Origin of the sequence: Pseudomonas sp. CK-NBRI-02 (genome assembly GCF_008124495.1) — a bacterium.
GTDB lineage: Bacteria > Pseudomonadota > Gammaproteobacteria > Pseudomonadales > Pseudomonadaceae > Aquipseudomonas > Aquipseudomonas guariconensis.
This window is the reverse complement of record NZ_VSJH01000039.1, coordinates 137,089-159,212: the sequence shown is the minus strand read 5'-3', so window position 1 is coordinate 159,212 and position 22,124 is coordinate 137,089. Positions and strand designations below refer to the sequence as shown.

The 22,124-nt window shown below is 62.2% G+C and carries 22 protein-coding genes and 1 tRNA gene; 8 read left to right on the top strand and 15 right to left on the bottom strand.

Going from position 1 to position 22,124, the window contains the following annotated elements; translation table 11 throughout:
* Positions 1–28: 28 nt before the first annotated feature.
* The 6 genes from DQ397_RS21985 to DQ397_RS21960 form a co-directional block, all read right to left on the bottom strand.
* Complete coding sequence (locus DQ397_RS21985) at positions 29–946, bottom strand: AbiJ-NTD4 domain-containing protein (protein ID WP_043206444.1); 918 nt, start codon at positions 944–946, stop codon at positions 29–31.
* Positions 947–1,185: 239 nt separating this feature from the next.
* Entirely contained in the window at positions 1,186–3,021 is a 1,836-nt protein-coding gene (locus DQ397_RS21980; protein ID WP_043206445.1) for an integrase arm-type DNA-binding domain-containing protein, read from the bottom strand.
* 236 nt (positions 3,022–3,257) lie between these two features.
* Positions 3,258–3,331, bottom strand: a tRNA-Gly gene (locus tag DQ397_RS21975).
* 117 nt (positions 3,332–3,448) lie between these two features.
* Positions 3,449–4,333: an alpha/beta fold hydrolase gene (locus DQ397_RS21970; protein ID WP_043206446.1), complete on the bottom strand. Its 885-nt coding sequence runs from the start codon at positions 4,331–4,333 to the stop codon at positions 3,449–3,451.
* Between the two features lie 368 nt (positions 4,334–4,701).
* The gene (locus tag DQ397_RS21965) at positions 4,702–5,394 is read right to left on the bottom strand and encodes a pseudouridine synthase (protein WP_043206447.1); all 693 of its coding nucleotides are present in this window, start codon (positions 5,392–5,394) and stop codon (positions 4,702–4,704) included.
* Between the two features lie 25 nt (positions 5,395–5,419).
* Positions 5,420–5,641 (bottom strand): cysteine-rich CWC family protein, encoded by a 222-nt coding sequence (locus DQ397_RS21960; protein WP_043206448.1) that lies wholly within the window; start codon positions 5,639–5,641, stop codon positions 5,420–5,422.
* A 202-nt stretch (positions 5,642–5,843) separates the two neighbouring features.
* Here DQ397_RS21960 and DQ397_RS21955 point away from each other — a divergent pair, with 202 nt between their 5' ends.
* On the top strand, positions 5,844–6,317 hold the full coding sequence (locus DQ397_RS21955) for a hypothetical protein (protein WP_043206449.1): 474 nt from the start codon (positions 5,844–5,846) through the stop codon (positions 6,315–6,317).
* 39 nt (positions 6,318–6,356) lie between these two features.
* On the opposite strand, the gene DQ397_RS21950 is transcribed toward DQ397_RS21955, so the two are convergent.
* Positions 6,357–7,463, bottom strand: coding sequence for an enoyl-CoA hydratase/isomerase family protein (locus DQ397_RS21950; protein WP_043206450.1), 1,107 nt, complete (start codon positions 7,461–7,463; stop codon positions 6,357–6,359).
* Between the two features lie 125 nt (positions 7,464–7,588).
* Between DQ397_RS21950 and ung the strand changes: the two genes are divergently transcribed.
* The gene (ung, locus tag DQ397_RS21945; protein ID WP_043206451.1) at positions 7,589–8,281 is read left to right on the top strand and encodes a uracil-DNA glycosylase; all 693 of its coding nucleotides are present in this window, start codon (positions 7,589–7,591) and stop codon (positions 8,279–8,281) included.
* Positions 8,282–8,374: 93 nt separating this feature from the next.
* Here ung and DQ397_RS21940 read toward each other — a convergent pair whose 3' ends face one another.
* From DQ397_RS21940 to DQ397_RS21920, 5 genes are all read right to left on the bottom strand, one after another.
* The gene (locus tag DQ397_RS21940; RefSeq protein ID WP_043206452.1) at positions 8,375–9,403 is read right to left on the bottom strand and encodes an AbrB family transcriptional regulator; all 1,029 of its coding nucleotides are present in this window, start codon (positions 9,401–9,403) and stop codon (positions 8,375–8,377) included.
* Positions 9,396–10,910 (bottom strand): tripartite tricarboxylate transporter permease, encoded by a 1,515-nt coding sequence (locus DQ397_RS21935; protein WP_043206453.1) that lies wholly within the window; start codon positions 10,908–10,910, stop codon positions 9,396–9,398. Before DQ397_RS21935 ends, DQ397_RS21940 begins: the two co-directional genes overlap by 8 nt.
* Positions 10,911–10,913: 3 nt before the next feature.
* The gene (locus DQ397_RS21930; RefSeq protein WP_043206454.1) at positions 10,914–11,372 is read right to left on the bottom strand and encodes a tripartite tricarboxylate transporter TctB family protein; all 459 of its coding nucleotides are present in this window, start codon (positions 11,370–11,372) and stop codon (positions 10,914–10,916) included.
* 148 nt (positions 11,373–11,520) lie between these two features.
* On the bottom strand, positions 11,521–12,501 hold the full coding sequence (locus DQ397_RS21925) for a tripartite tricarboxylate transporter substrate binding protein (RefSeq protein ID WP_043206455.1): 981 nt from the start codon (positions 12,499–12,501) through the stop codon (positions 11,521–11,523).
* A 31-nt stretch (positions 12,502–12,532) separates the two neighbouring features.
* On the bottom strand, positions 12,533–13,822 hold the full coding sequence (locus tag DQ397_RS21920; protein WP_043206457.1) for an OprD family porin: 1,290 nt from the start codon (positions 13,820–13,822) through the stop codon (positions 12,533–12,535).
* A gap of 201 nt (positions 13,823–14,023) precedes the next feature.
* On the opposite strand from DQ397_RS21920, the gene DQ397_RS21915 reads away from it, so the two are divergent.
* Entirely contained in the window at positions 14,024–14,695 is a 672-nt protein-coding gene (locus DQ397_RS21915) for a response regulator (RefSeq protein ID WP_043206458.1), read from the top strand.
* The gene (locus DQ397_RS21910; RefSeq protein WP_043206459.1) at positions 14,688–16,067 is read left to right on the top strand and encodes a sensor histidine kinase; all 1,380 of its coding nucleotides are present in this window, start codon (positions 14,688–14,690) and stop codon (positions 16,065–16,067) included. Before DQ397_RS21915 ends, DQ397_RS21910 begins: the two co-directional genes overlap by 8 nt.
* Before the next feature lie 115 nt (positions 16,068–16,182).
* On the opposite strand, the gene DQ397_RS21905 is transcribed toward DQ397_RS21910, so the two are convergent.
* Together DQ397_RS21905 and DQ397_RS21900 are read right to left on the bottom strand one after the other, a co-directional pair.
* Positions 16,183–16,989, bottom strand: a complete 807-nt coding sequence (locus DQ397_RS21905; protein WP_043206460.1) for an HDOD domain-containing protein — start codon at positions 16,987–16,989, stop codon at positions 16,183–16,185.
* Between the two features lie 55 nt (positions 16,990–17,044).
* Positions 17,045–17,986, bottom strand: a complete 942-nt coding sequence (locus DQ397_RS21900; protein WP_043206461.1) for a folate-binding protein YgfZ — start codon at positions 17,984–17,986, stop codon at positions 17,045–17,047.
* Between the two features lie 133 nt (positions 17,987–18,119).
* Between DQ397_RS21900 and DQ397_RS21895 the strand changes: the two genes are divergently transcribed.
* Both DQ397_RS21895 and DQ397_RS21890 read left to right on the top strand, forming a co-directional pair.
* Positions 18,120–18,374: a succinate dehydrogenase assembly factor 2 gene (locus DQ397_RS21895; RefSeq protein WP_043206462.1), complete on the top strand. Its 255-nt coding sequence runs from the start codon at positions 18,120–18,122 to the stop codon at positions 18,372–18,374.
* Positions 18,358–18,816, top strand: a complete 459-nt coding sequence (locus tag DQ397_RS21890) for a protein YgfX (RefSeq protein ID WP_043206463.1) — start codon at positions 18,358–18,360, stop codon at positions 18,814–18,816. Before DQ397_RS21895 ends, DQ397_RS21890 begins: the two co-directional genes overlap by 17 nt.
* A gap of 60 nt (positions 18,817–18,876) precedes the next feature.
* Here the strand turns inward: DQ397_RS21890 and nadB are convergent, their stop codons facing one another.
* Positions 18,877–20,481 (bottom strand): L-aspartate oxidase, encoded by a 1,605-nt coding sequence (nadB, locus tag DQ397_RS21885; protein ID WP_043206464.1) that lies wholly within the window; start codon positions 20,479–20,481, stop codon positions 18,877–18,879.
* A gap of 435 nt (positions 20,482–20,916) precedes the next feature.
* Here nadB and rpoE point away from each other — a divergent pair, with 435 nt between their 5' ends.
* Together rpoE and DQ397_RS21875 are read left to right on the top strand one after the other, a co-directional pair.
* Positions 20,917–21,498 (top strand): RNA polymerase sigma factor RpoE, encoded by a 582-nt coding sequence (gene rpoE / locus DQ397_RS21880; protein WP_010220971.1) that lies wholly within the window; start codon positions 20,917–20,919, stop codon positions 21,496–21,498.
* Positions 21,499–21,529: 31 nt separating this feature from the next.
* The gene (locus DQ397_RS21875; protein ID WP_043206465.1) at positions 21,530–22,120 is read left to right on the top strand and encodes a sigma-E factor negative regulatory protein; all 591 of its coding nucleotides are present in this window, start codon (positions 21,530–21,532) and stop codon (positions 22,118–22,120) included.
* Positions 22,121–22,124: the final 4 nt, after the last annotated feature.

Sequence of the window (22,124 nt, the reverse complement as noted above, 5' to 3'; positions counted from 1 at the left end):
GTCATCGATATCACGGGTGTGCCACTTTCTAACCTTTTACGTTCTTGCGGATGACTAGTTCAATCATTGCAAACAAGCGGTGATACAAATAGTCCACCTGCTGCACGTCAATGACCGGCTTTTGTCGTACTTCATGGTGTCGAAAAAGGTGATTGTTTCCAATTCTGGAAAGTTCGATCGCCTCTGCTTCTAGCATCGACCGAAACTCAGGCTCACTGGCGCATCGATCCAATATAGTTGTGATGGATTTTTTCTTGTCCTGATGAGCCATGGACTTAATTCTTTCCCATGAATCGAATAGACGTTCCAGAGCTTCGCGACGAATTAGAGGGTCTGGGCTGGAGAACTTTATGCGGCTCTCTTCCAATAGGACATCTAATGTCCTATCCCCTGTTCGAAAGTAAGTTCTAGACAAGGCCTCACCAATCACTGCCGGTAATATGCGCCGAATTTTACCGTCAGGGTTCAGCTCGTAGGCCAAGCCATTACGCGCAAGAATAAGATTTACGTTCTTGCAGAACTCCTGACGTCCGCTGTCCTGATCAAATGTCAAATGGTGATGTCGGTAGTAATCGTGATACTTACCAAAATTTATGGGCGTTGCGACTTTTCTCCAGACGAACTCGATCAAATCGAGCGCTAGCAGGGTTGGAGGACACCACGGCTCCTTTTTACTGAGGTAGGAGTCCGGATCGGGGTCGTACTGGGTTTGCAATGGCCATGACAAGCCGTGCAGTTCTGCCTCAATGGCCCCAGTCAAACCTTGAATGTCGTTGCCAGAGATAGCGCCTCCATCCGGACACTGCTCTGGATAGCTGTGTCCGAAGGCGCCTTTGTTTGCCAGCGCTTCCACAGTCGCAACGATGCCAGCCCAAGCTATCGGATTCATTTCCTGCTCTATTCTTGGCCGGGGTCCACGCTCACGATCACTGAAATAGTCAGCCATTGTTCATCCTTGCATTCGGTGGGCTTGTTGGTCGCTGCATCATAGTTCGCCCTGAGTAATCCGAACATCTTCACGCCAACAGCAGAACAGGATGGATCTGAGAAGGCGCATCAAATTGCAGCTTTTCTGCCAAATTGGCTGAAATGCCACACACAATCAGAACCGATCCAGGTTTGGATGCCCCTTAGGAGAGGCAATCTGTTTGCCCAACAGAATGCCGCTATTGCCGAAGTCCACCGCTAGTAAGTACCGACATTCGCCCATTCCCCCTCTTTGACCATCGCAGAAACCAGACTGATGAGTTTGTTGAGGTTGTCGAAGGTCACCGCCTCAATGGCTGAGCGCTTGCGTAAACCCGGGCACGGCCCTGTCAGGGCATGGTAGATGCTCCATGGCTCCGCGCTACGGTTGAGCTTGAGCAATGCCTGGATCAGGGCGTGCTTAGCAGGGTCCAGGTGCCAGTCCGGCACACGCTGGCCTCGGTTGCCGAGGTTCAATGCCAGCAAGTTGCCAGCCTTCACCTCATAACTGATCCAGCGCCGCGACTTGCCCGCCATCTTGGCGTACTCGGCGACAGGAAGGTTGTGGGGGGCCTCGAAGAGGTCAACCAGCTCCATTCGTTTCCGTTGGACATCAGATACGGGCTCTTCCCTTGCCGCGCGAGGCAGTTGCACCGCGGGGAGGCGATGAGCTGATGCTTTAACCAAAGGCGCCGCGTCGGACGACGGGGTGATGAGCAGAATCGGTGCAGCTGCCGGCGGTGGGCGATGCTTGCCTTCTTCAAGACTTGGCACGTCCTCCATGCGCAGCGTGAGCGGCATGCTCGCGGCTTCCACCTTGTTTTGCTCAAATAGGTCTAACCGGTCGGCCCAGTCCTGCATCATGCGTCGCCGCTGTTCGACATACTCGGCGTGGTTGTAGGTCGCACTGACCTTGTTGGGATCAACGTGGGAGAGCTGGGCGTCCACCCAGACCTTCGGATATCCAATTTCATTGAGCGCGGTGGACATGGTGGCGCGCATGCCGTGGCCGGTCAGCAGGTCCTGATATCCCATCCTTTTTAGGGCGCCGTTGAGGGTGTTCTCACTGACACGGGCTTTAATATCGACGTCTCCGCGCAGCAGATAGCGCTGGGCCGGTTTGAACTGCTCCAGCAGGTAGCGAACGATCTCAATGGCCTGCACCGAAAGCGGCACGATGTAGGGCGGAATATTGTGTGGCACTTGGCGCTTTCGACGCATGTCGGTCTTGAGCTGCTTGACGACAGTTGCGGGGATGAACCATAGGCCTTCATCCAGGTTGAACTGGTCGGGGGTAGCCTGGCGCAGTTCGCCGGTGCGCACCCCTGTCAGCATCAGCAACCGCAATCCCAATTGAGTTTGTAGCCGGCCGCGGTACCTGCGCACGCGCTGCAGGTACTTCGGGAGTTCGGCCATGCGCAGGAATGGGTTGTGGTTAACAGGCGGCAGCGGTACGGCAACCACATCCAGGTCCGAGGCTGGGTTGTGTTCAAGGCCTGGCACGACCACCAAGGCGTAGCGGAACATCTGGTTGAACCAGGTCCGGACCTTTTCTGCTACCGATAGCGCCTTGCGCCGCTCGATGTTGCCGATGACCTCTAACAGATCCGTTCGTCTGATTTCGTAGATAGCCCGATTTCCCAGGAGCGGGAGGACGTCCTTGGCAAAGATTCGGGGGATCAGGGACTGGCTGGTCTGACGGCCTTCTTCAAAGGTCAAGCCCCGATGGCCGAGCCATTTCACGAAGACTGCCTTGAAGGTGTACTCGCTGGTGAGCTTGGCGGTGGCCCGTTTCTGCTTGCGGTGGGCGCGGGGATTGATGTCCCTGGCCAGCAAGGCGCGCGCCTCATCCCGCAGGGTGCGGGCGTCTCGCAGCGAGAGTTCTGGGTAGCTCCCCAGCGACATCCGTTTTTGCTTGCCGAACCACTGGTAGCGGAAATGCCAGGATTTGCCCCCGCCCGGCCCTACGGCCAGTGAGAGTCCATCCAGATCGAAAAGGGTGTATGCCTTACCGGTCGCCTTGGCTTTGCGGACAGCAAGATCGGACAGTGGCATGTTCTAGCTCCTGAATACGGGTCAGGAACCAGATGCTGATCACGATCGATCCGCTCTCCCAGCAACAATCCGAAAGCCGCGCCGTCCTAAAGATGGACTAAATAATGGACTAAAAAATCGTGGCTTGGCTTGGATTTCAGTGGACGTCTGTGGATCGAGTCAGAAGAAAAAACCGTTTATCTTCAATGACTTGGATGGCTCAGCGGACGTTCGCGGAAATCCGTGGAAAGGAGGAGTGGAGCGGGTAGAGGGAATCGAACCCTCACCGATAGCTTGGGAAGCTATAGTTGTACCATTCAACTATACCCGCTTCAGAAGCCGACATTTTTACCAGAACACGCCAGTCATGAGAAGCCCGGCCGTGCAAAAAGGCCTGTCGGCGACGTGTAGCCCGGGGCACTACAAGGGCTAGACGTCGCCGAACCACTCAGATAGCCAGTGCATGCTGCCCCTGTACGTAGTGACTGCGTTGACGGGGTTGGCGCAGCGTCGGGTTGAGGAAGCCAAGCATCGCGGCCCGGGTGTCCTCGCACGCGCTCTTGTGCTCGATATCCAGGAAGTGACCGGCATCGCGGATGACGCTGAAATGGCTTTGGACCACGTGCTGGCTGAAATGCCGCGCATCCTCGACGGTGGTGTACTCGTCACGGTCGCCATTGATGAACAGCACCGGGATGTCGATGTTGCGCGCCGATTTCAGGGCTCGCTCCAGATCATGATCCAGCACCTGGTTGATGTGGAAGTGCATTTGCGCGTACTCATGGCTGTCCAGGCTACTCACATGGCGGTAGTTGAAGCGCTTGAACAGCGACGGCAGGTACTTGCCGATGGTGTCGTTGACCAGGTTGCCCACCTGGTAGCGGTCGCAGGCGGCCAGGTACTGGCAACCGCGCGCCAGGTAGTCGCGCATTGGCTCGTTGATGATCGGCGAGAACGAACTGACCACGGCCTTCTTCACTCGGCTCGGCTGGTGCGCCAGCGCCAGCAGGGCACAGGCACCGCCCCAGGAGAACGACATCACATGGTCGGCCTGGAAGTGCTCGATCAGCTCCAGGAGAATGTGCGCCTCGGTCTCCTTGGTGATCAGCCGTTCCTGATGGTTGTGCGGCTTGGACTTGCCAGCATAGGGCTGGTCGTACAACACAACGTTGAAATGCGGGTGCAGGCTGCGCACCGTCTGGGCGAAAGAGGCCGTTGTGGCCAGCGATCCGTTGATCAGGATGATCGTCTTCTCTGCTGCTTCCGCGCGATAGAACTCCGTGTAAACCCGATACTGACCTTGGATATCAAGCACAGCGATTTCTGGCCTCATGTCATCGACTCCTGGCGCAAAAAGGGTATTCGCGTGACCTAGGGTGCACGTTGTTTATGACAGGTAGGCATACGCCTGGAAGAGAAACCGGGGGCCCTTGTGTCGATCCATGGCACGGTCGTCGACGGTATTTGTTCTAGGTGGGCGGTTTGCCGTGCCCCAGGGCATCGAGACCCTGGGTGACCGGCAAAAGGCGTCTTGGACTGCAATCGTGACCGATAAGTCACATGCGGACCGACGAGTTTGATTCAAGCAGCAGGGTGGCGATCTCGCAAGTGCCGTTCAGGGGGATGGCACGAGAAAAACAACGGGATGAACCTGTCTATACCGCTCTATGCAGGGGCCCACCTGCGCAGAGGCTTCGAGGTTCAGACCGAGGCGATCTCTTCGGCCGTCAGTTCACGATACTCACCCGGAGCCAAAGCAGGATCCAGGCCAATGCAGCCCATCCGCTCCCGGTGCAGCCCCACCACCTTGTTGTCGAAGTGCCCGAACATGCGCTTTACCTGGTGATAGCGGCCTTCGACGATTGCCAGCCGCGCCTGGCGCGGTCCGAGAATGTCCAGTTGCGCGGGGAGGGTGGTGAGGTCCTCGAAAGCGAAGTAGAAGCCTTCGCGGAACTTGGCCACGTAGTGCTCGCCGATCTCGTCTTCGGTCTGGACGTGATAGATCTTCGGCAGCTTGGTCTTGGGCTGGGTCAGGCGCCGCGACCATTGACCGTCGTTGGTCAGGATCATCAACCCGGTGGTGTTGTAGTCCAGGCGGCCAGCGATGTGCAGGTCTTCGCGCAGTTCGGCCGGCAGCAGGTCGAGCACGGTAGGGTGCTGCGGATCCTGGGTGGCGCTGACGCAGCCGCTGGGCTTGTGCAACATGAGGTAGCGCGCCGGGCGACCGGCTTGGAGTACTTGCTCGTCCACTTCGACCCGGCTGAATTCGCGTACTTCCTGGCGCGGGTCGGTGGCAACCACGCCATCGACGCGCACGCGCTGTTGCACCAGCAGCAGGCGGACCTGCTGGCGGTTGTAGCAGGGCAAGTTGGCGAGAAAACGATCAAGACGCATGGCACTGAGCGGTTCGAAAAAAGGGCTAGCGGTTGGACGCTGATTGCGCCGCCTTGAGCTGGTCATCGACCTCGGCGCATCGAGGACACAGGCAAGCCTTGTTGCGCAATTCGTCGGGCAGCGCCCTGAGCGCGGCCGGATCGATGGTGACGGTGAAACACCAGCAGGGCTGCGTTGCGAGGCGTGGGTCGGCCAGGCTGCACTGATTCAGGGCGCCACAGGCCGGGCAGCGCTGTTTGTCGTTCATGTCGGATCCAGACGTCTAGGTAGCAGGCATTCTACCGGTTATGGCGACAAGGTGTTTCCGGCTGTCGGCAACCTGTTTCAATTCATTGCGAAAATGGCACTGCACCCGGGCGCAACGGTCTTATTCGGTGTCGATGTACGTATTGCCATCGATGCTCGCCAGCGCCGCTGTGCCGGGCACTCCCGCGGTCCAGGAGGCCGCCATGTACCTACGAATTCTGCTGATCGCCTTGTTGGCACTCCTCACCAGCGCCTGCGTCCCTTACTACGAGGACGGAGGTTACTACCGCTCGGGTTACTACCGCTCGGACTACTACTCAAGCGACCGCGACTATTATCCGGGCTATTACCGTCAGGATCGTTACTACATCAGCCAGCCGCGCTACTACCAGAGCGCGCCTCGCTACTATCAATCCGCACCTCGTTATTACCGCCCGGCGCCCACGCCACACTATCGGCCTTACCCGGGGCATCAGGTGAATCAATGGCATGGCAATCCGCGCAACGACTATGGCAACCGTCATCGCTATGACTATGGGCGGGACCGGGACCGTCATGACTATCGCAACGACAATCGCCGGCCGCAGAACGACCGTTGGCATTCCAATGGTCGAGGCGACAACAATCGTCGTCATGATGGCAGGCACGGGGACGACGGTCGTAACTGGCGGCGTTGATCACCGGGCTTGAGCCCGGTCTGCCTGCCGGAGCGGCGCTCATTCCAGATCAGCCAGGGGATGGCGCCCCTCCCAGACCTTGGTGAAATGCGCTTCGACCACCGCCGCTGGCACCTGGGCGATGTCCGGCCAGTGCCAGCGCGGCTGGTTGTCCTTGTCCAGCAAACGGGCACGCACGCCCTCGCTGAACTCCGGGTGACGGCAGCAGTTCAGGCTCATGGTGAATTCCATCTGGAACACTTGGGCCAGCGACAGGTATTTGGCCCGGCGGATCTGCTCCCACACCAAGTGCGCGGTCAGCGGACAGCCCTCGTGCAAGCGTCGGCCGGCCTCGGCCAGCAGTGGGTCGGCATGACGGCTCAGGTCGGATAACGCCCGCCAGGCGGCAGCAGGGTCGGCTACGTCGAGCAGCTCGTCGATCAATGCCCGGCGCGGCAACCACTGGGCTTCGGGCAGGTCGGCGCAGGCCCGGTGCTGTTCGGCCTTGAGCAGGCTGTTCAGCTGTAGGGCGGTCTGCTCCTGCCAATTCAGTTGCAGCAGTTCCTCGATCAGGGCTTCTTGCTGATGCTCGCCCAGCAGGCGATCAGCCAGGCCAAGGTCCAGGGCATCGCGGGCGTTGATCGGCGCGCCAGTCAGCCCAAGGAACAGGCCGAGCTTGCCGGGCAGGCGGGAAAGGAACCAGCTGGCGCCGACGTCCGGATACAGCCCGATGCTGATTTCCGGCATGGCCAGCCGGCTGCTGGGAGTGACGATGCGGATGCCCGCGGCCTGCAGAAGGCCCATCCCCCCGCCGAGCACGTGGCCATGCCCCCAGCACAGCAAGGGCTTGGGATAGGTGTGCAGGCGATAATCGAGCCGGTACTCGGCGGCGAAGAAGGTGGCGGCCAGGGGCGGGACGCTACCGGGGTGGTCGCGGCAGGCCTGGACCAGCGCACGTACATCGCCGCCGGCACAGAACGCCTTGGGCCCGCTGCCGCGCAGCAGCACGCAGACGATGCCCGGATCGTTGGCCCAGGCGCGCAGGCGCTCATCGAGGACCTCGATCATAGGCAGGTTCAGGGCATTGAGCGCCTTGGGCGCATCCAGGGTGGCGATGCCGATGCGCGCGCCATCGGCGCCTGTGAGTACCTCGCATTGAATGGACATGGGCGACCTCGTGTAGTCATCGCACAAGTATGGACCCCACAGACGATCATGGCGGTCGTCGGTCGGATCGATTGACAAGGCCGGGCGGCTTACCTAGTGTCGCGCCATTGTTTACGGATGGCCCCATGACTGACGACGATCGCATCAAACTCGAACCCGGCTGGAAGGCCGCGTTGCGCGCCGAGTTCGACCAACCCTACATGCACAAGCTGCGCGAGTTCCTGCGCGAGGAATATGCGGCGGGCAAGGAGATCTACCCGCCGGGGCCGCTGATCTTCAACGCGCTCAATTCCACGCCGCTGGACAAGGTGAAGGTGGTGATCCTCGGCCAGGACCCTTACCACGGGCCAGGCCAGGCCCATGGCCTGTGCTTCTCGGTGCAGCCTGGCGTGCCGACGCCGCCGTCGCTGGTGAACATCTACAAAGAGCTGCACCGCGACCTCAACTTGCCGATTCCCAACCATGGTTACCTGCAAAGCTGGGCGGAGCAGGGGGTGTTGCTGCTCAACACCACCATGACCGTGCAACGCGGCAACGCGGCCTCCCACGCCAACGCGGGCTGGCAGCCATTCACCGATCGGGTCATCCAGGTGGTCAGCGAGCAGTGCGAAAACGTGGTGTTCCTGCTGTGGGGCTCGCATGCCCAGAGCAAGCAGAAGCTGATCGACGGCACTCGGCACCTGGTACTCAAGTCGGTGCACCCGTCGCCGCTGTCGGCGTATCGGGGCTTCTTCGGATGCGGGCATTTCAGCCGCACCAACAGCTTCCTCGAGCAGCGTGGGCTGGCGCCGATCAACTGGTCGTTGCCGCCGCTCTGAAAAAACGTGTGGCCTTCTTCGCGGGAACGCTCCCACAGGGGCGGCGATAAGCCTTGTGGGAGCGGGTTTACCCGCGAAGAAAACTGCACGCCGTCACGGTCGGTTCGTGTTCCAGCGCCGGAACAACGGCTCGGCCAGAAACAGCACGAACAGCAACCTCATCACCTGCAGTGCCGTCACCAACGGTACCGACAGCTGCAAGGTCTCGGCCGTCAGGCTCATTTCGGCGATACCGCCAGGCATCATTCCCAGGGTCAGCGAGCGCAGGTCCAGCTGGGTCATCACACTCAACACCCAGGCCGCGCTGGCGGCGATCAACATGCACAGGAAGGTCGCCAGCAAGGTCCGCCCCAGGAAGGACGGCGCCCGGCGAAAGAACGCCCGGTTGAAGTGGCAGGCCAAGCCACTGCCGATCAGCCACTGTCCGATCTGGCTGGCGCCGGGCGGCAGGGCGATCTGCAGGTTCCCCGCCAGGCTCACGCAGGCGGCAACCAACAGCGGACCGAACAGCCACGGGTTGGGCTGGCGCAGGCGCTGCCAGATCGACGCGGCCAACACACCAAACGGCGCGATCAGGGTCAGCCAGCCCCAACTGACGCTGCCTGCGTGGGTCAGCGGCACGCCATCGCCGAGCAAAAACTTGAACAGCGCCGGCACGCACAGCACCACTGCCAACACCCGCAGGCTCTGGGCTGCGGCCACCTGGCTGAGCACCGCACCGTTGCGTGCGCCCAGGTTGACCATCTCACCCGAGCCCCCCGGCATGCTGGCGAAGAACGCCGTAGCGCGGTCTTCGCCGGTACGCCTGAGTAGCCAGACGCTGATCACTGCTGACAACGTGGTGAACAGTGCCCCGAAGAAGATCAGACCAAAGTGGCTGGCCACTTGCTCGATGACCGCTGGGGTGAAGTGCAGGCCGATACCGATGCCGATGATCCACTGCCCGCACTTGCGGCCATTGGGGATTTCCGACAGCTGCCAGGGTGTCAGGCAGCGCACCAGGATGATTGCCAACAACGAGCCGACCATCCACGGCAAAGGCCAGCCGACCTTACTGGCAAGAAACCCGCCAGCAAGACCGACCAGCCCGGTAGCCCAGAACGGCGGTGACCGATCAGGCATCGGCCATCGCCCGACGCTGCAGGCTACGTTTACGCCAGCTGCGCAGCAACGGCAGGGTCAGCATGCAGAAGGTCAGCACCCACACCGACATGCTGATCGGGCTCGACCAGAGGATGCCCAGCTCGCCGTTGGAGATCGATAGTGCGCGGCGCAGGTTCTGCTCCATCAGCCCGCCCAGGATGAAGCCGAGCAGAATCGGCGACAGCGGGAAGTCCAGCTTGCGCAGGATGTAGCCCATGATGCCGATGCCGACCATCAGGAACAGATCGAAGGTGGTCGCATGCACGGCGTACACGCCGATCCCGGTGATGATCGCGATCACCGGCACCAGCGCCCAGTTCGGCACGGCGAGGATGCGGGTGAAGATGCGGATCATCGGAATGTTCAGGATCACCAGCATGATGTTGGCGATGAACAGCGAGGCGATCAGCCCCCAGACAATGTCAGGTTGCTGTTCGAACAGCAGCGGGCCTGGGGTGATGTTGTACAGGGTCAGTGCACCGATCATTACCGCGGTGGTGCCGGAACCCGGCACGCCCAGGGTCAGCATCGGCACCAGGGCGCCGCAGCAGGAGGCGCCGATGGCGGTTTCCGGAGCGGCCAGGCCGCGCGCGTCGCCCTTGCCGAACTTGCCCTTGTCGCCAGCGATGCGTTTCTCGGTCATGTAGGCCACGGCACTGGCCAGGGTCGCGCCGGCGCCGGGCAGTACGCCCATGACAAAGCCCAGCAGGCCGCAGCGCAGGTTGACGATGAACACCGAAGCGGCTTCCTTGAGGTTGAACAGCATGCGCCCAGTGGCCTTCACCGCTTCGTGGCCATGGTGGGTCTTTTCCAGCAACAGCAAGATCTCGCTGATGGAGAACAGACCCAGTACCAGCACCACGAACTGGATGCCATCGGCCAGGTGCACGCTGTCGCCGGTAAAGCGGTACACGCCGCTGTTGGCGTCGATGCCGACGCTGGACAGGAACAGGCCGATCAGCGCGGCGATGAAGGTCTTCAGTGGTTTGTCGCCGGCCATGCCGCCCAGGGCGACGATGGCGAACACCATCAACACGAAGTATTCGGCGGGCCCGAAGGCGATCGCCCATTTCGCCAGCAGCGGAGCGAATAGCACCATGCCGCAGGTGGCGATGAAGGCGCCGATGAACGAGCTCCACGCCGACAGCGACAGAGCGACGCCGGCCAGGCCTTGGCGGGCCATGGGGTAGCCGTCAAGGGTGGTCATCACGGTGGAGGCTTCGCCGGGAATGTTCAGCAGGATCGAGCTGATCCTTCCGCCATACTCGCAGCCGAGGTAGACCGCGGCCAGCAGGATCAGCGCCGATTCAGGTGGCAGGCCCAGGGCAAAGGCGATGGGGATCAGCAGTGCCACACCATTAATCGGCCCAAGGCCCGGCAGCAGGCCGACCACGGTGCCGATGAGGGTGCCGGTCAGGGCGGTGACCAGGTTGTACGGGCTCAGGGCGACGCCGAAGCCCTGGCCCAGGTAGCTCAAGGTATCCATGTGTCAGTTCTCCAGTACATCCAGCAGGCCGAGGGGCAGAGGTACATCCATCACGCGGTCGAACAGCCAGTAGAGCAGCAGGCTCATGGCGCCCACCACGATCAGACTGTGCAGCCAGCGCCCGCCATACAGGCGTGCCATGGGTACGCCGACGAGTACGGCGCTGAGGATGAAACCGAGCGACTCGAAGGTGCTCGCGAAGACGATCAGCAGGCCCACACAGCCGCTGATCTTGACCAGGGTTTCACGGTCCAGCGGCGGTTCGTCGTCCTTGCGCACGATGGGCGTTGGGCGAACGGCCAGGTAGAGCAGAGCCACGCCCATCAGGCCGAGCATCAGCAAGGGATAGGCCCGTGGACCTACAGGCTCGTAGGAAAACGCAGCCTGGTACGGCCAGGCCATCACGGCCAGGGCGGCGCATACCGCCAGCAGAGCCAGGGCAAAAATGCGTTGCAGGATCATGAGGGAATCCTCGGAATTGTTCGGTACGGCGCCGACCTTGTGGGAGCGGGCTTACCTGCGACCCAGGGCGCAGCCCAGGCCACGCGTCGGCGATGTCCGTTTCGCGGGTTAACCCGCCCCCTAAAGGGGAGCAGCGTTGCAGCTCGATCTACTGGACCAGGCCGAATTCCCGGGCCAGGGCCTTGTAGTCGGCGACCTGCTTCTTCACGTAGGTGTCCAGCTCCTGCCCGGTCATGGCGAACGGGAATAGCTCACGCTGGTCACGCAGCTTGGCGAAGTCCTCGGAGGCCAGCAGTTTGTCGAAGGAGGCTTTCCACCAGGCGTAGTCCTCGTCGCTGACCTTTGGCCCTAGGTAGAAGCCGCGTACTACTGGCCAGACGATGTCGTAGCCTTGTTCCTTGGCGGTGGGGATGTATTTCATTTCCGGCTCGTCCAGGCGGGTTTCGGAGAACACCGCGAGGATGCGCATGTCACCGCTCTGGATGTGCGGCATGGAGTCCGAGATGTCGGTGGAGCCCACCTGAATATGCCCGCCGAGCAGCGCTGTGGCGATTTCACCGCCGCCTTCCAGGGCCACGTAGCGAAGGTCGCGAGGATTGATGCCGGCGGCCTTGGCGATCAGGGCGGTCTGCATCCAGTCCTGGCTGCCGACGGTGCCGCCGGAGCCGATGACGACTTTGCTCGGGTCTTTCTTCAAGGCCGCGACCAGATCATCGAGGGTCTTGTAGGGCGAGTCGCTCTTCACGGCGATGGCACCATAGCTGGTGCCGACAGCTGCCAGCCATTTCACGGCGTTCTCGTCGAAGCGCCCGAACTTGCCCTGGGCCAGGTTGAGCAGGGAGCCGCTGGACCAGGCCACCAGAGTGCCGGCATCGGCCGGGCGCTGGGCGACCACGGCGTTGTAGGCCACCGCGCCGACGCCGCCGGGCATGTAGGTCACGCGCATGGGCTTGGAGAGGATCTTCTCGTTTACCAAGGCGCTTTGCACCAGTTTGCAGGTCAGGTCGAAGCCGCCACCGGGCGAGGCGGGGGCGATGCATTCGGGGCGTTTCGGTTCAGCGGCCAGGGCGTTGCCAGCCAGCAGCAGGCAACCGGTAGCCAGGACGAGGCGGCGCATTGAAAAGGTCATCGTCTATCTCCGTGAGCGTTGTTGTTATGGGTTACCACAGAGCCACGCTGTAGCTCACCAGCAGCCTGACTTCGTCGGCGTCGCGGGCGAAGTTGGAGCGGAAGGTGGCGTTGCGCAGGCGAACGGCGACGTCCTTCAACGGGCCGCTTTGTACCACGTACTTGAACTCGGTGTTGCGCTCCCACTCCTTGCCCTCGCCACCGTCGGCGCGGCTGACGTTGTCGCCGCTGATATAGCGGGTCATGAAGGTCAGCCCGGGGATGCCCAGGGCAGCGAAGTTGTAGTCGTAGCGTGCTTGCCAGGAGCGCTCGTCGGCGCCGGCGAAGTCGTTGATCTGGACGAAGTTGACCAGGTACGGGTCGGCGCCATCGACGTAGGGGAAGGCGCTGTCGCCCGACAGGTGCTGGTAGGCGGCGCTGACCTTGTGACCGCCAAGGGCATAGCTGAGCATGCCGTTGACGGTGGTGTTGTCGATGTTGCCGGCCTTGGCCTGACCTGCATCGTCGCTCACTGCCAGGCGCAGGTCGGCACCGAAGGTGCCCGGGCCCCAGGGCTGGGTAGCGACCATGCCGATGAAATGCTGACGGTAGATGTCGTCGAGTTCGGCGAAGTGGTAGCTGCCGGTGATGCGATCGGTGAACTGGTAATCCAGCCCGGCCAGGTCGAAGTTGTCGGCGCTGAAAGTGCCGCCGAAACGGCCATTCTTGTTGTTGAGGGCGAGGTCTTCCCAGTTGGTGTCGTTGCGGTCCTTGGCTTTTTCCAGGCGCCCGCCGGTGAACGTCAGGCCCTTGAGCTCCTTGGAGGTGAGCAGGCCGCCCTCGAAGGTCTGCGGCAGGATGCGCCCGTCGTTGGGCTGCAGGGTCGGCAGTTCCGGGATGAGTGTGCCGACCTTGAGCTCGGTGTTGGAGACCTTGATCTTGCCGGTCAGGCCGAGCTTGGAGTATTCGTCGGCGGCCTTACCGTCATCATGGGTCGGCAGCAGGCCTGTGTCGGTGCGGTCTGGGCTGGAGTCGAGCTTGATGCCGAGCATGCCTAGCGCGTCCAGGCCGAACCCTACGGTGCCGTCGGTGTAGCCGGACTCGAAATTGAGCATGAAGCCCTGGGCCCATTCGTCGCGCTTGGATTGCTGGCTGCTGGTGCCATCGCGAAAGTCACGGTTGAAGTACATGTTGCGGGTTTCGAAGGTGGCCGTGCTGTCTTCGAAAAAAGCGGCCTGGCTCAGCGGGGCGACACCGGCTAGCGCAAGGGCGCTGGCGATGGCGGACGGGCGTGCGGACAGGGAACGGGTAGGCGCGAACGCCTGCGGCTGCATGGACAGCATCGTCGGGAGACTCCGTTTATTGTTCTTATCGGGCGCACCTTGCTGGTGCTTTTTTTCGGCGCGCGGGGCGACCGTGGTGCGATGCTAGGTAATGAACCTTTCGCTAACCTTTCAGAGTGAAAGGTTTGCCGGGAGGGCTTCACAGGCCCCCCGACGGCGGTACACTCCGCGCCAAAGCCCCACCCGAGCAGGGAGAATCCGATGCGAGTGTTGCTGGTCGAAGACCACCTGCAACTGGCCGAAAGCGTGGCCCTGGCCCTTAAAAGCCAAGGTCTGACCGTGGATGTGCTGCACGATGGCGTGGCCGCCGACCTGGCCCTGGCCAGCGAGGACTATGCGGTGGCAGTGCTCGATGTCGGCCTGCCGCGCATGGACGGCTTCGAAGTGCTGGCGCGCCTGCGTGGCCGTGGCAAGACGCTGCCGGTGCTGATGCTCACCGCGCGCAGCGATGTCAAGGATCGGGTACATGGCCTGAACCTGGGCGCCGATGACTACCTGGCCAAACCCTTCGAACTGACCGAACTGGAAGCGCGAGTCAAGGCACTGCTGCGCCGTAGCGTGCTCGGTGGCGAGCGTCAGCAGCGCTGCGGGCCGCTGGTCTACGATCTGGATACCCGCCGCTTCACCCTGGGTGAAGAAGCTCTGACCCTGACCCAGCGCGAACAAAGCGTGCTCGAAGCCCTGATCGCCCGCCCGGGCCGAGTGATGAGCAAGGAGCAACTGGCGGCCCAGGTATTTGGCCTGGACGAAGAGGCCAGCCCCGATGCCATCGAGATCTACATCCATCGGCTACGCAAGAAGCTCGATGGCCATCCAGTGGCTATCGTCACGTTCCGCGGCCTGGGTTATTTGCTCGAGCATCGCGATGCGTGACAACGGCAGCCTGCGTGGGCGTTTGCTGGGCAATTTGGCGCTGCTGTTGGTGGTGCTGATGCTCGCCAGCGGCCTGAGCGCCTACTGGAACGGCCGCGAGGCCGCCGACACCGCTTATGATCGCACGTTGCTGGCTTCGGCACGGACCATCGCCGCAGGCCTGTCGCAGCGCGACGGGACCCTGAGCGCGGATGTGCCCTACGTGGCCCTGGACACCTTTGCGTACGACAGCGCCGGACGTATCTACTACCAAGTGCTGGATATTCATCAGCGGCTGATTTCCGGCTACGAGAACCTTCCGCCTCCGCCGCCGGGCACCCCGCGTACCGACGACTATCCGGCCTTGGCGCGTTTCTACAACGCCACCTACCAGGGCCAGGATGTACGCGTGGTCAGCTTGCTCAAGCCAGTCAGCGAACCGAACATGAACGGCATGGCCGAGATCCGCGTGGCCGAGACCGAGGAGGCACGGGTGCGCATGGCCCGGGGCCTGATGGCCGATACCTTGCTGCGTCTGGGCATGCTGGCGCTGGGGGCGCTCATGATGGTCTGGTTCGCCGTGAGCGCAGCACTGCGGCCGCTGGAGCGGCTGCGTACGGCGGTCGAAGAGCGCCAACCCGATGACTTGCGGTCCTTGCCGGTGGTTCAGGTGCAGCGAGAGCTCGGGCCCTTGGTGCACGCCTTGAACCATTTCACCGAGCGGCTGCGTGGTCAGTTCGAGCGTCAGGCACAATTCATCGCCGACGCCGCCCATGAGTTGCGCACGCCGTTGGCCGCCCTCAAGGCGCGGCTTGAGCTGGGCTTGCGCTCCCAGGAGCCAGAGCAGTGGCGACAAACCCTCGAAGCCGCCACCCAGGGTACTGACCGTCTGACTCACCTGGCCAATCAGTTGTTGTCCCTGGCGCGGGTGGAAAATGGGGCCCGGGCGATTGCCGAAGGGGGTGCCCAGCGTCTGGACCTGTGCCAATTGACGCGTGAGCTCGGCATGGCCATGGCGCCTCTGGCCCATGCCCGGGGCGTGGCCCTGGCGCTGGAAGCCGAGGCGCCGGTATGGCTCAAAGGCGAGCCGACTTTGCTCAATGAGCTGCTCAGCAACCTGGTGGACAATGCCCTGGCCCATACGCCCAAGGGTGGCAACGTGATCCTGCGCGTGATGGCCCCGGCCATGCTGGAAGTGGAGGATGACGGGCCGGGTATTCCCGAGTCTGACCGTGAGCGCGTGTTCGAGCGCTTCTATCGACGCAGCGCCCAGGGCACAGGCCTGGGGCTGGCGATAGTCGGCGAAATCTGCCGCGCGCACCTGGCGCAGATCAGCCTGCATGATGGCGAAAAAGGCGGGTTGCGCGTGCGGGTGAGTTTTATCGCCGATTGAGCGGGCTTCCCGGGGGCTTGGAGAGCAACTGTCCTGGGTTATCTGCGCTGGCCTATTCTCGGGTAAACCCGCTCCCACGGGGTTGGCGGTGATCCTTGTGGAGCGGGTGTCTTGCTTAGCGCAGCATGCTGCGGGCATCGAGCAGGTCGGCGACATCCAACTCGGTCCCGTAAGGGAGTCCGAGATGCTGGTAGGCAGGCAAGGCCGCCAGGGGCCGGCTGCGGGTCCGATGGCTGAGGTGACGGGCGATCTGCACGATGTCGATGTAGTCGATGCTCTCGGTGCGACGATCCAGGTCCTGCACTTGGCTGGGCAGGTTGACCAACTGCTCGGGAAACTCCCAGGCCTTGAGAATTTTGTCGCCCAGCACCGGCTGGATCTGTTCGATCACATAGTGCAGGCACACAGGGTCCGAAAGCAGCTCGTTGTGCTCCTCGGCGTAGATCAGAACTGGCAGGGCGCCGATTTGGTAGACCAAGCCCCCTAGGGTGGCCTGGTCAGGCTTGAGCTGGGTGTAGCGGCGGCAGAGTTCATAGCTGATACCTGCAACTTCAAGGCTGTTGGCCCAAATATCGCGCAGTTTTTGTTCGACGGCCGGTGAGCGGGCGTGGAAGATCTGCTCGATTACCAGGCCGATCGCCAAGTTGCAGCTGTAGTTGATACCCAGGCGAGTGATGGCGGTGTGCAGGTCGGTGACCTCCACTGCCGCACGCAGCAGCGGGCTGTTGACCACCTTGATCAGGCGCGCCGAGAGGGCGGCGTCGCGGCCGATCACCTTGCTCAAGGCGGCGACGCTGATCTCGCTGTCCTCCGCCGCCTCGCGGATGCTCAAGGCAACCTCGGGAAGGGTCGGCAGGACCAGGTCGTCCTTGTCGATGGCTGCGAGCAATTGTGCTTGAACCGTCTCGGCCAGCTTGTTCATCTAACTTCTCTACCGCAGTGGTGGTGCGACCCCGCAGGGCAGCGGGGCAGGCTGGTCAGCGAAGGATTTCCCGGTCGCGGTCCAGTTCATAGGGCAGGTCCAGCAGTGTCAGGCGAGGGCCTTCGAGGCTAGCCAGGTGCAGGTTGTCGTCTGCCACGGCTTCGGCACTGAGCACGGCGAGCAGTTCGCAGCCGTCACCGGTGCTGGCGGCGATGACCACTTCGCCCACCGACGAACCGTGGGTGGGCGAGAAGATCTCGGCACCAGGGGCGGGCACGTCCCGCTGGGCCAGGGCCAAGCGGTACTGTCGGCGCTTGAGCTTACCCAGGTACTGCATACGCGCGACGATCTCTTGGCCGGTGTAGCAGCCTTTCTTGAAGCTCACCCCATCGACCGCCTGCAGATTGATCATCTGCGGGATGAACAGTTCACGGGTGGGGCCCATGACCTGGCCGATGCCGGCACGGATCTGGCCCAACAGCCAGTCGTTGAGGCTGCCTTCGGTCAGGTGAGTGGCGAGGGTCTGGCGCACGGTGTCTGCTTGCGCGGCGGGCGCCCAGAGCTCCACACGGCCGGTGCTGACGCCAATGGCGATCAGGCCGTCGTGGCGTACCGTGGCGCCAGCTTCGGTCGGCGTGGCCAAGCCCAGCGCGTTTAGCGCGGCATCGCCTTGCGTCAGGCCGAAGCGGACCCACGCGGCGCTCTCATCGGTCAAGGTAGCCTTGGAGAAGACAGCGTACTTCTTGAGGTCGGCCAGTTGCGCGTCGAGCAGCTCGCTGGCCATGGCCAGCAAGTAACCGTTGCCCTCGGGGAGAATGCGGAAGCTCGACTGCATGCGGCCCTTGACCATGCACCGGGCGCCGAGGCTCGCGTGCTCTTGGCTCAGGTAGTTGATGTTGCAGGTCAGCTGGCCTTGCAGGAACTTGCCGGCATCGGAGCCGCGGACGGCGAGGATGCCCTCGTGGGACAGGGGACAGAAGAAAGCGGAATCGGCCATGGGTCATCGCGGTTGCTTGAGACTGGCGGCCATCATAGAACGCCGGTAACAAAATAGGTAGGTGACTAGACCAACGCCTTGTGCCCCCGCGAGCGCCCCGCTGTATACTGGCGACCCATTCGAGGAGGGCCCCATGGTCGAACAAACTGAACTCAACCGGCTTTTCTGGCACAGCCGCCGCGGCATGCTGGAACTGGACGTACTGCTGGTGCCATTCACCCAGGAGGTCTACCCCACCCTGAGCGAAGCGGACCGCGAGCTGTACCGTCGCCTGCTGACCTGCGAAGACCAGGACATGTTCGGCTGGTTCATGGAGCGCACCGAGTCCGACGACCCTGAGCTGCAACGCATGGTTCGCATCATCCTGGACCGTGTCCAGCCCAAGTGAGTATTTCGAGTGCCGCTGGCAAGGCTCGCGCCTGCTGCTGGCGGCCTACCTGACCTGCCAGGTGCTCGCACTCTGGGCCATGGTCCTGAGCGCGCAGCCTTGGTGGTTGAGCGTTCCCCTCGTCCTTGCTTGCCTTGCCCACGCCTGCTGGGCCATCCCCCGTCGTATTTTGCTGACCCATCCCGAGGCCATCACTGGCCTGCGCCGTGATCCAACCGGCTGGCGGCTGTTCAGCCGTGCCAAAGGATGGCAGCAGGTGAGGTTGTGTCGGGATAGCGTGGCGATGCCAGGTCTGGTTGTGCTGCGCTTTGTCAGATCGGGACGCTGGTTTGGCGAGAGCCAGTGCGTACCGCGCGATGCCCTGGATGCGGATCAGCATCGGCGTTTGCGCGTGAGGTTGAAGTTCAGCCGCAGGCGCTGGGCCGAGGTTTCAGTGCAATAACCCGCTCCCACAGGGCTCGCAGGGTTCTGTGGGAGCGGGTCGAACCGCGAACGCGTCAGTTCAGACCGGACTGAGGATGGTGTCCTTGGCCTCGGGCAGCATTCCCGGATAGTCCAGTGTGTAATGCAGCCCGCGGCTTTCCTTACGCTGCATGGCTGAGCGGATCATCAGCTCGGCGACCTGGGCCAGGTTACGCAGTTCGATCAGGTCGCGGCTGACCTTGTAGTTGCTGTAGAACTCGTCGATCTCGTCGAGCAGCAGGCGCACCCGATGCTCGGCTCGTTGCAGGCGTTTGCTGGTGCGCACGATACCTACGTAGTCCCACATGAAGCGCCGCAGTTCGTCCCAGTTGTGCGCAATGATCACGTCCTCGTCCGAGTCGGTAACCTGGCTTGCGTCCCAGCAGGGCAGGGCGGTCGGAGCCTGCACTTCATCAAGGTGCGCCTCGATGTCGGCGGCAGCGGCACGGCCATAGACGAAGCATTCGAGCAACGAATTGCTGGCCATGCGGTTGGCCCCGTGCAGGCCAGTGAAGCTGGTTTCGCCAATGGCGTACAGGCCGGGGACATCGGTATGGCCGCGATCATCGACCATCACGCCGCCGCAGGTGTAATGGGCGGCCGGGACCACCGGAATCGCCTGGCGGGTGATGTCGATACCGAAGGCCAGGCAGCGTTCATAGACCGTAGGGAAGTGATTCTTGATGAAGTCGGCTGGCTTGTGGCTGATGTCCAGATAGACACAATCAACGCCCAAACGCTTCATTTCGTGGTCGATGGCGCGGGCGACGATATCTCGGGGCGCGAGCTCCTCGCGGGGGTCGAAGCGCGGCATGAAGCGTTCGCCATTGGGCAGGCGCAGCAGGGCGCCTTCGCCGCGCAGGGCCTCTGTGATTAGGAAGCTCTTGGCCTGCGGGTGGTACAGGCAGGTGGGGTGGAACTGGTTGAATTCCAGGTTGGCCACCCGACAGCCGGCGCGCCAGGCCATGGCGATGCCATCGCCGCAGGCACCGTCGGGATTGCTGGTATAGAGGTAGACCTTGGCCGCACCGCCGGTGGCCAGCACGGTGAAGCGCGCACCGAAGGTGTCGACTTCGCCGGTATTGCGGTCCAGTACATAGGCGCCCAGGCAACGTTCGCCTGGCAGGCCCAGACGACGCTCGGTGATCAGGTCGACCGCGACGCGCTGCTCCAGCAGCTCGATGTTCGGCCGTTGGCGTGCTTGGTTCAGCAAAGTGGTGAAAATCGCGGCGCCCGTTGCGTCGGCGGCATGAATGATGCGTCGGTGGCTGTGACCTCCTTCACGGGTCAGATGGAACTCGAAGCCGCCGTCATCGACGCTGTAATGCTCGTCGCGAGTGAAGGGCACCCCTTGTTCGATCAACCACTCGATGGCTTCGCGGCTGTGCTCGACGGTGAAGCGCACGGCATCTTCATGGCACAGGCCGCCGCCGGCATTGAGCGTGTCCTCGACATGGGACTGGACAGTATCGGTGTTGTCCAGGACCGCGGCTACGCCGCCCTGGGCCCAGAAGGTCGAACCATTGGCCAGGTCGCCCTTGCTCAGCACGGCGATGCGCAAGTGGCTGGGAAGGTTCAGTGCCAGGCTGAGGCCAGCGGCGCCGCTGCCGATCACCAGGACATCGTGTTGGAATTGTTGGCTCATGTCTTGACACTAGTAATCTTGGGAAGGGGAGCGGCACAATAGTCATGCGCAGATGGCATTGTGAAACTATCGTTAAGCCTGTCCGGCTGCCTTTATAGCAGTCACAGGTGTCTGATTTCCAATGGCATCTGCACCGGCGTCGCGATCTTTATGGGAACTTTCCGATACCGGTGGAAATCCTAAGAAGGCTGCCCGCACGCCACCAAATGCCACGGCGACGCATGGCGGTAGCTCTTTCGGGGCTGACACCTGCGTATTCGAAATCAGATTATCGACGCAGCCGGCCGTGACCGCGCTGCGTCTTTCGTGCGAGCCGACCAAGGGCCGCAGGAAACTTGCTTGGAGGGGAGAACTTTTGCGCAAAGGCCGAGTCTATGGTTGCAAGCCTGAACGATGGCTGTTGCAACGCTCCTTCGAGACCACTGAGGAGTGTTCATGCTAACCCAGGAAGAGGATCAGCAGCTTGTCGAGCGCGTGCAGCGCGGCGACAGGCGAGCGTTCGATCTGTTGGTGCTGAAGTATCAGCACAAGATTCTCGGGTTGATCGTGCGGTTCGTACACGACACCCACGAGGCCCAGGATGTGGCGCAGGAGGCTTTCATCAAGGCCTACCGGGCGCTAGGAAATTTTCGCGGTGACAGCGCTTTCTATACCTGGCTGTACCGCATCGCCATTAACACGGCGAAGAACTACCTGGTGTCCCGCGGAAGACGGCCACCAGACAGTGATGTGAGCTCCGAGGATGCGGAGTTTTACGACGGCGATCATGGCCTCAAGGATCTCGAGTCTCCAGAGCGCGCGTTGTTGAGGGATGAAATCGAAGGCACCGTCCATCGCACCATCCAGCAACTGCCCGAGGACCTGCGCACGGCATTGACCCTACGTGAGTTCGACGGACTGAGTTACGAAGACATTGCCAGTGTCATGCAATGTCCGGTAGGTACCGTGCGCTCTCGAATTTTCCGCGCTCGGGAGGCCATTGATAAAGCCCTGCAGCCTTTGTTGCAGGAAACCTGAGACAGCGGCGACAGCCAAGAGAGGAACCGCCATGAGTCGTGAAGCTTTGCAGGAATCGCTGTCCGCGGTGATGGATAACGAAGCGGACGAACTTGAACTGCGTCGCGTGTTGAACGCGGTCGACGATCCTGAAACCCGTGCCACCTGGTCCCGCTACCAAGTAGCGCGCGCAGCGATGCACAACGAGCTGGTACTGCCCAAGCTCGATATCGCCTCGGCGGTATCCGCAGCGCTGGCCGACGAAGCCGTGCCTGCCAAGGTCAAGCAAGGCCCATGGCGCACCATTGGTCGCCTGGCTGTAGCCGCCTCGGTGACCGTTGCCGTGCTGGCTGGCGTGCGCCTGTACAACCAGGACGAAATCACCGGTGCCGAGCTCGCTGCCCAGCAGCCTGTCCAGCAAGGGCTGAGCGTGCCACAAGCACAGGGCCCCGCCGTTTTGGCAGGCTATAGTGAGAGCAGTGAGCAACCGACCGGGCCGATGGCCAACGGCGTGCTGCAGAACCAGGCCGGCTGGGATCAGCGTCTGCCAGGGTATCTGCGCCAGCATGCCCAGGAATCTGCGCTCAAGGGTACTGAGACCGCTCTGCCCTATGCACGCGCCGCCAGCCTGGAAAACCGTTAAGTAA

Excerpts from the sequence above, each read along its gene's own strand:
- DQ397_RS21905 (WP_043206460.1), bottom strand. The coding sequence starts at position 16,989 with ATGAACAAGCTGGCCGAGACGGTTCAAGCACAATTGCTCGCAGCCATC.
- DQ397_RS21920 (WP_043206457.1), bottom strand. The coding sequence starts at position 13,822 with ATGCTGTCCATGCAGCCGCAGGCGTTCGCGCCTACCCGTTCCCTGTCC.
- DQ397_RS21875 (WP_043206465.1), top strand. The coding sequence starts at position 21,530 with ATGAGTCGTGAAGCTTTGCAGGAATCGCTGTCCGCGGTGATGGATAAC.
- DQ397_RS21940 (WP_043206452.1), bottom strand. The coding sequence starts at position 9,403 with ATGCCTGATCGGTCACCGCCGTTCTGGGCTACCGGGCTGGTCGGTCTT.
- ung (WP_043206451.1), top strand. The coding sequence starts at position 7,589 with ATGACTGACGACGATCGCATCAAACTCGAACCCGGCTGGAAGGCCGCG.
- DQ397_RS21915 (WP_043206458.1), top strand. The coding sequence starts at position 14,024 with ATGCGAGTGTTGCTGGTCGAAGACCACCTGCAACTGGCCGAAAGCGTG.
- DQ397_RS21985 (WP_043206444.1), bottom strand. The coding sequence starts at position 946 with ATGGCTGACTATTTCAGTGATCGTGAGCGTGGACCCCGGCCAAGAATA.
- DQ397_RS21980 (WP_043206445.1), bottom strand. The coding sequence starts at position 3,021 with ATGCCACTGTCCGATCTTGCTGTCCGCAAAGCCAAGGCGACCGGTAAG.
- DQ397_RS21970 (WP_043206446.1), bottom strand. The coding sequence starts at position 4,333 with ATGAGGCCAGAAATCGCTGTGCTTGATATCCAAGGTCAGTATCGGGTT.
- DQ397_RS21895 (WP_043206462.1), top strand. The coding sequence starts at position 18,120 with ATGGTCGAACAAACTGAACTCAACCGGCTTTTCTGGCACAGCCGCCGC.
- DQ397_RS21950 (WP_043206450.1), bottom strand. The coding sequence starts at position 7,463 with ATGTCCATTCAATGCGAGGTACTCACAGGCGCCGATGGCGCGCGCATC.
- DQ397_RS21955 (WP_043206449.1), top strand. The coding sequence starts at position 5,844 with ATGTACCTACGAATTCTGCTGATCGCCTTGTTGGCACTCCTCACCAGC.
- DQ397_RS21965 (WP_043206447.1), bottom strand. The coding sequence starts at position 5,394 with ATGCGTCTTGATCGTTTTCTCGCCAACTTGCCCTGCTACAACCGCCAG.
- DQ397_RS21910 (WP_043206459.1), top strand. The coding sequence starts at position 14,688 with ATGCGTGACAACGGCAGCCTGCGTGGGCGTTTGCTGGGCAATTTGGCG.
- nadB (WP_043206464.1), bottom strand. The coding sequence starts at position 20,481 with ATGAGCCAACAATTCCAACACGATGTCCTGGTGATCGGCAGCGGCGCC.
- DQ397_RS21900 (WP_043206461.1), bottom strand. The coding sequence starts at position 17,986 with ATGGCCGATTCCGCTTTCTTCTGTCCCCTGTCCCACGAGGGCATCCTC.
- rpoE (WP_010220971.1), top strand. The coding sequence starts at position 20,917 with ATGCTAACCCAGGAAGAGGATCAGCAGCTTGTCGAGCGCGTGCAGCGC.
- DQ397_RS21960 (WP_043206448.1), bottom strand. The coding sequence starts at position 5,641 with ATGAACGACAAACAGCGCTGCCCGGCCTGTGGCGCCCTGAATCAGTGC.
- DQ397_RS21925 (WP_043206455.1), bottom strand. The coding sequence starts at position 12,501 with ATGACCTTTTCAATGCGCCGCCTCGTCCTGGCTACCGGTTGCCTGCTG.
- DQ397_RS21930 (WP_043206454.1), bottom strand. The coding sequence starts at position 11,372 with ATGATCCTGCAACGCATTTTTGCCCTGGCTCTGCTGGCGGTATGCGCC.
- DQ397_RS21935 (WP_043206453.1), bottom strand. The coding sequence starts at position 10,910 with ATGGATACCTTGAGCTACCTGGGCCAGGGCTTCGGCGTCGCCCTGAGC.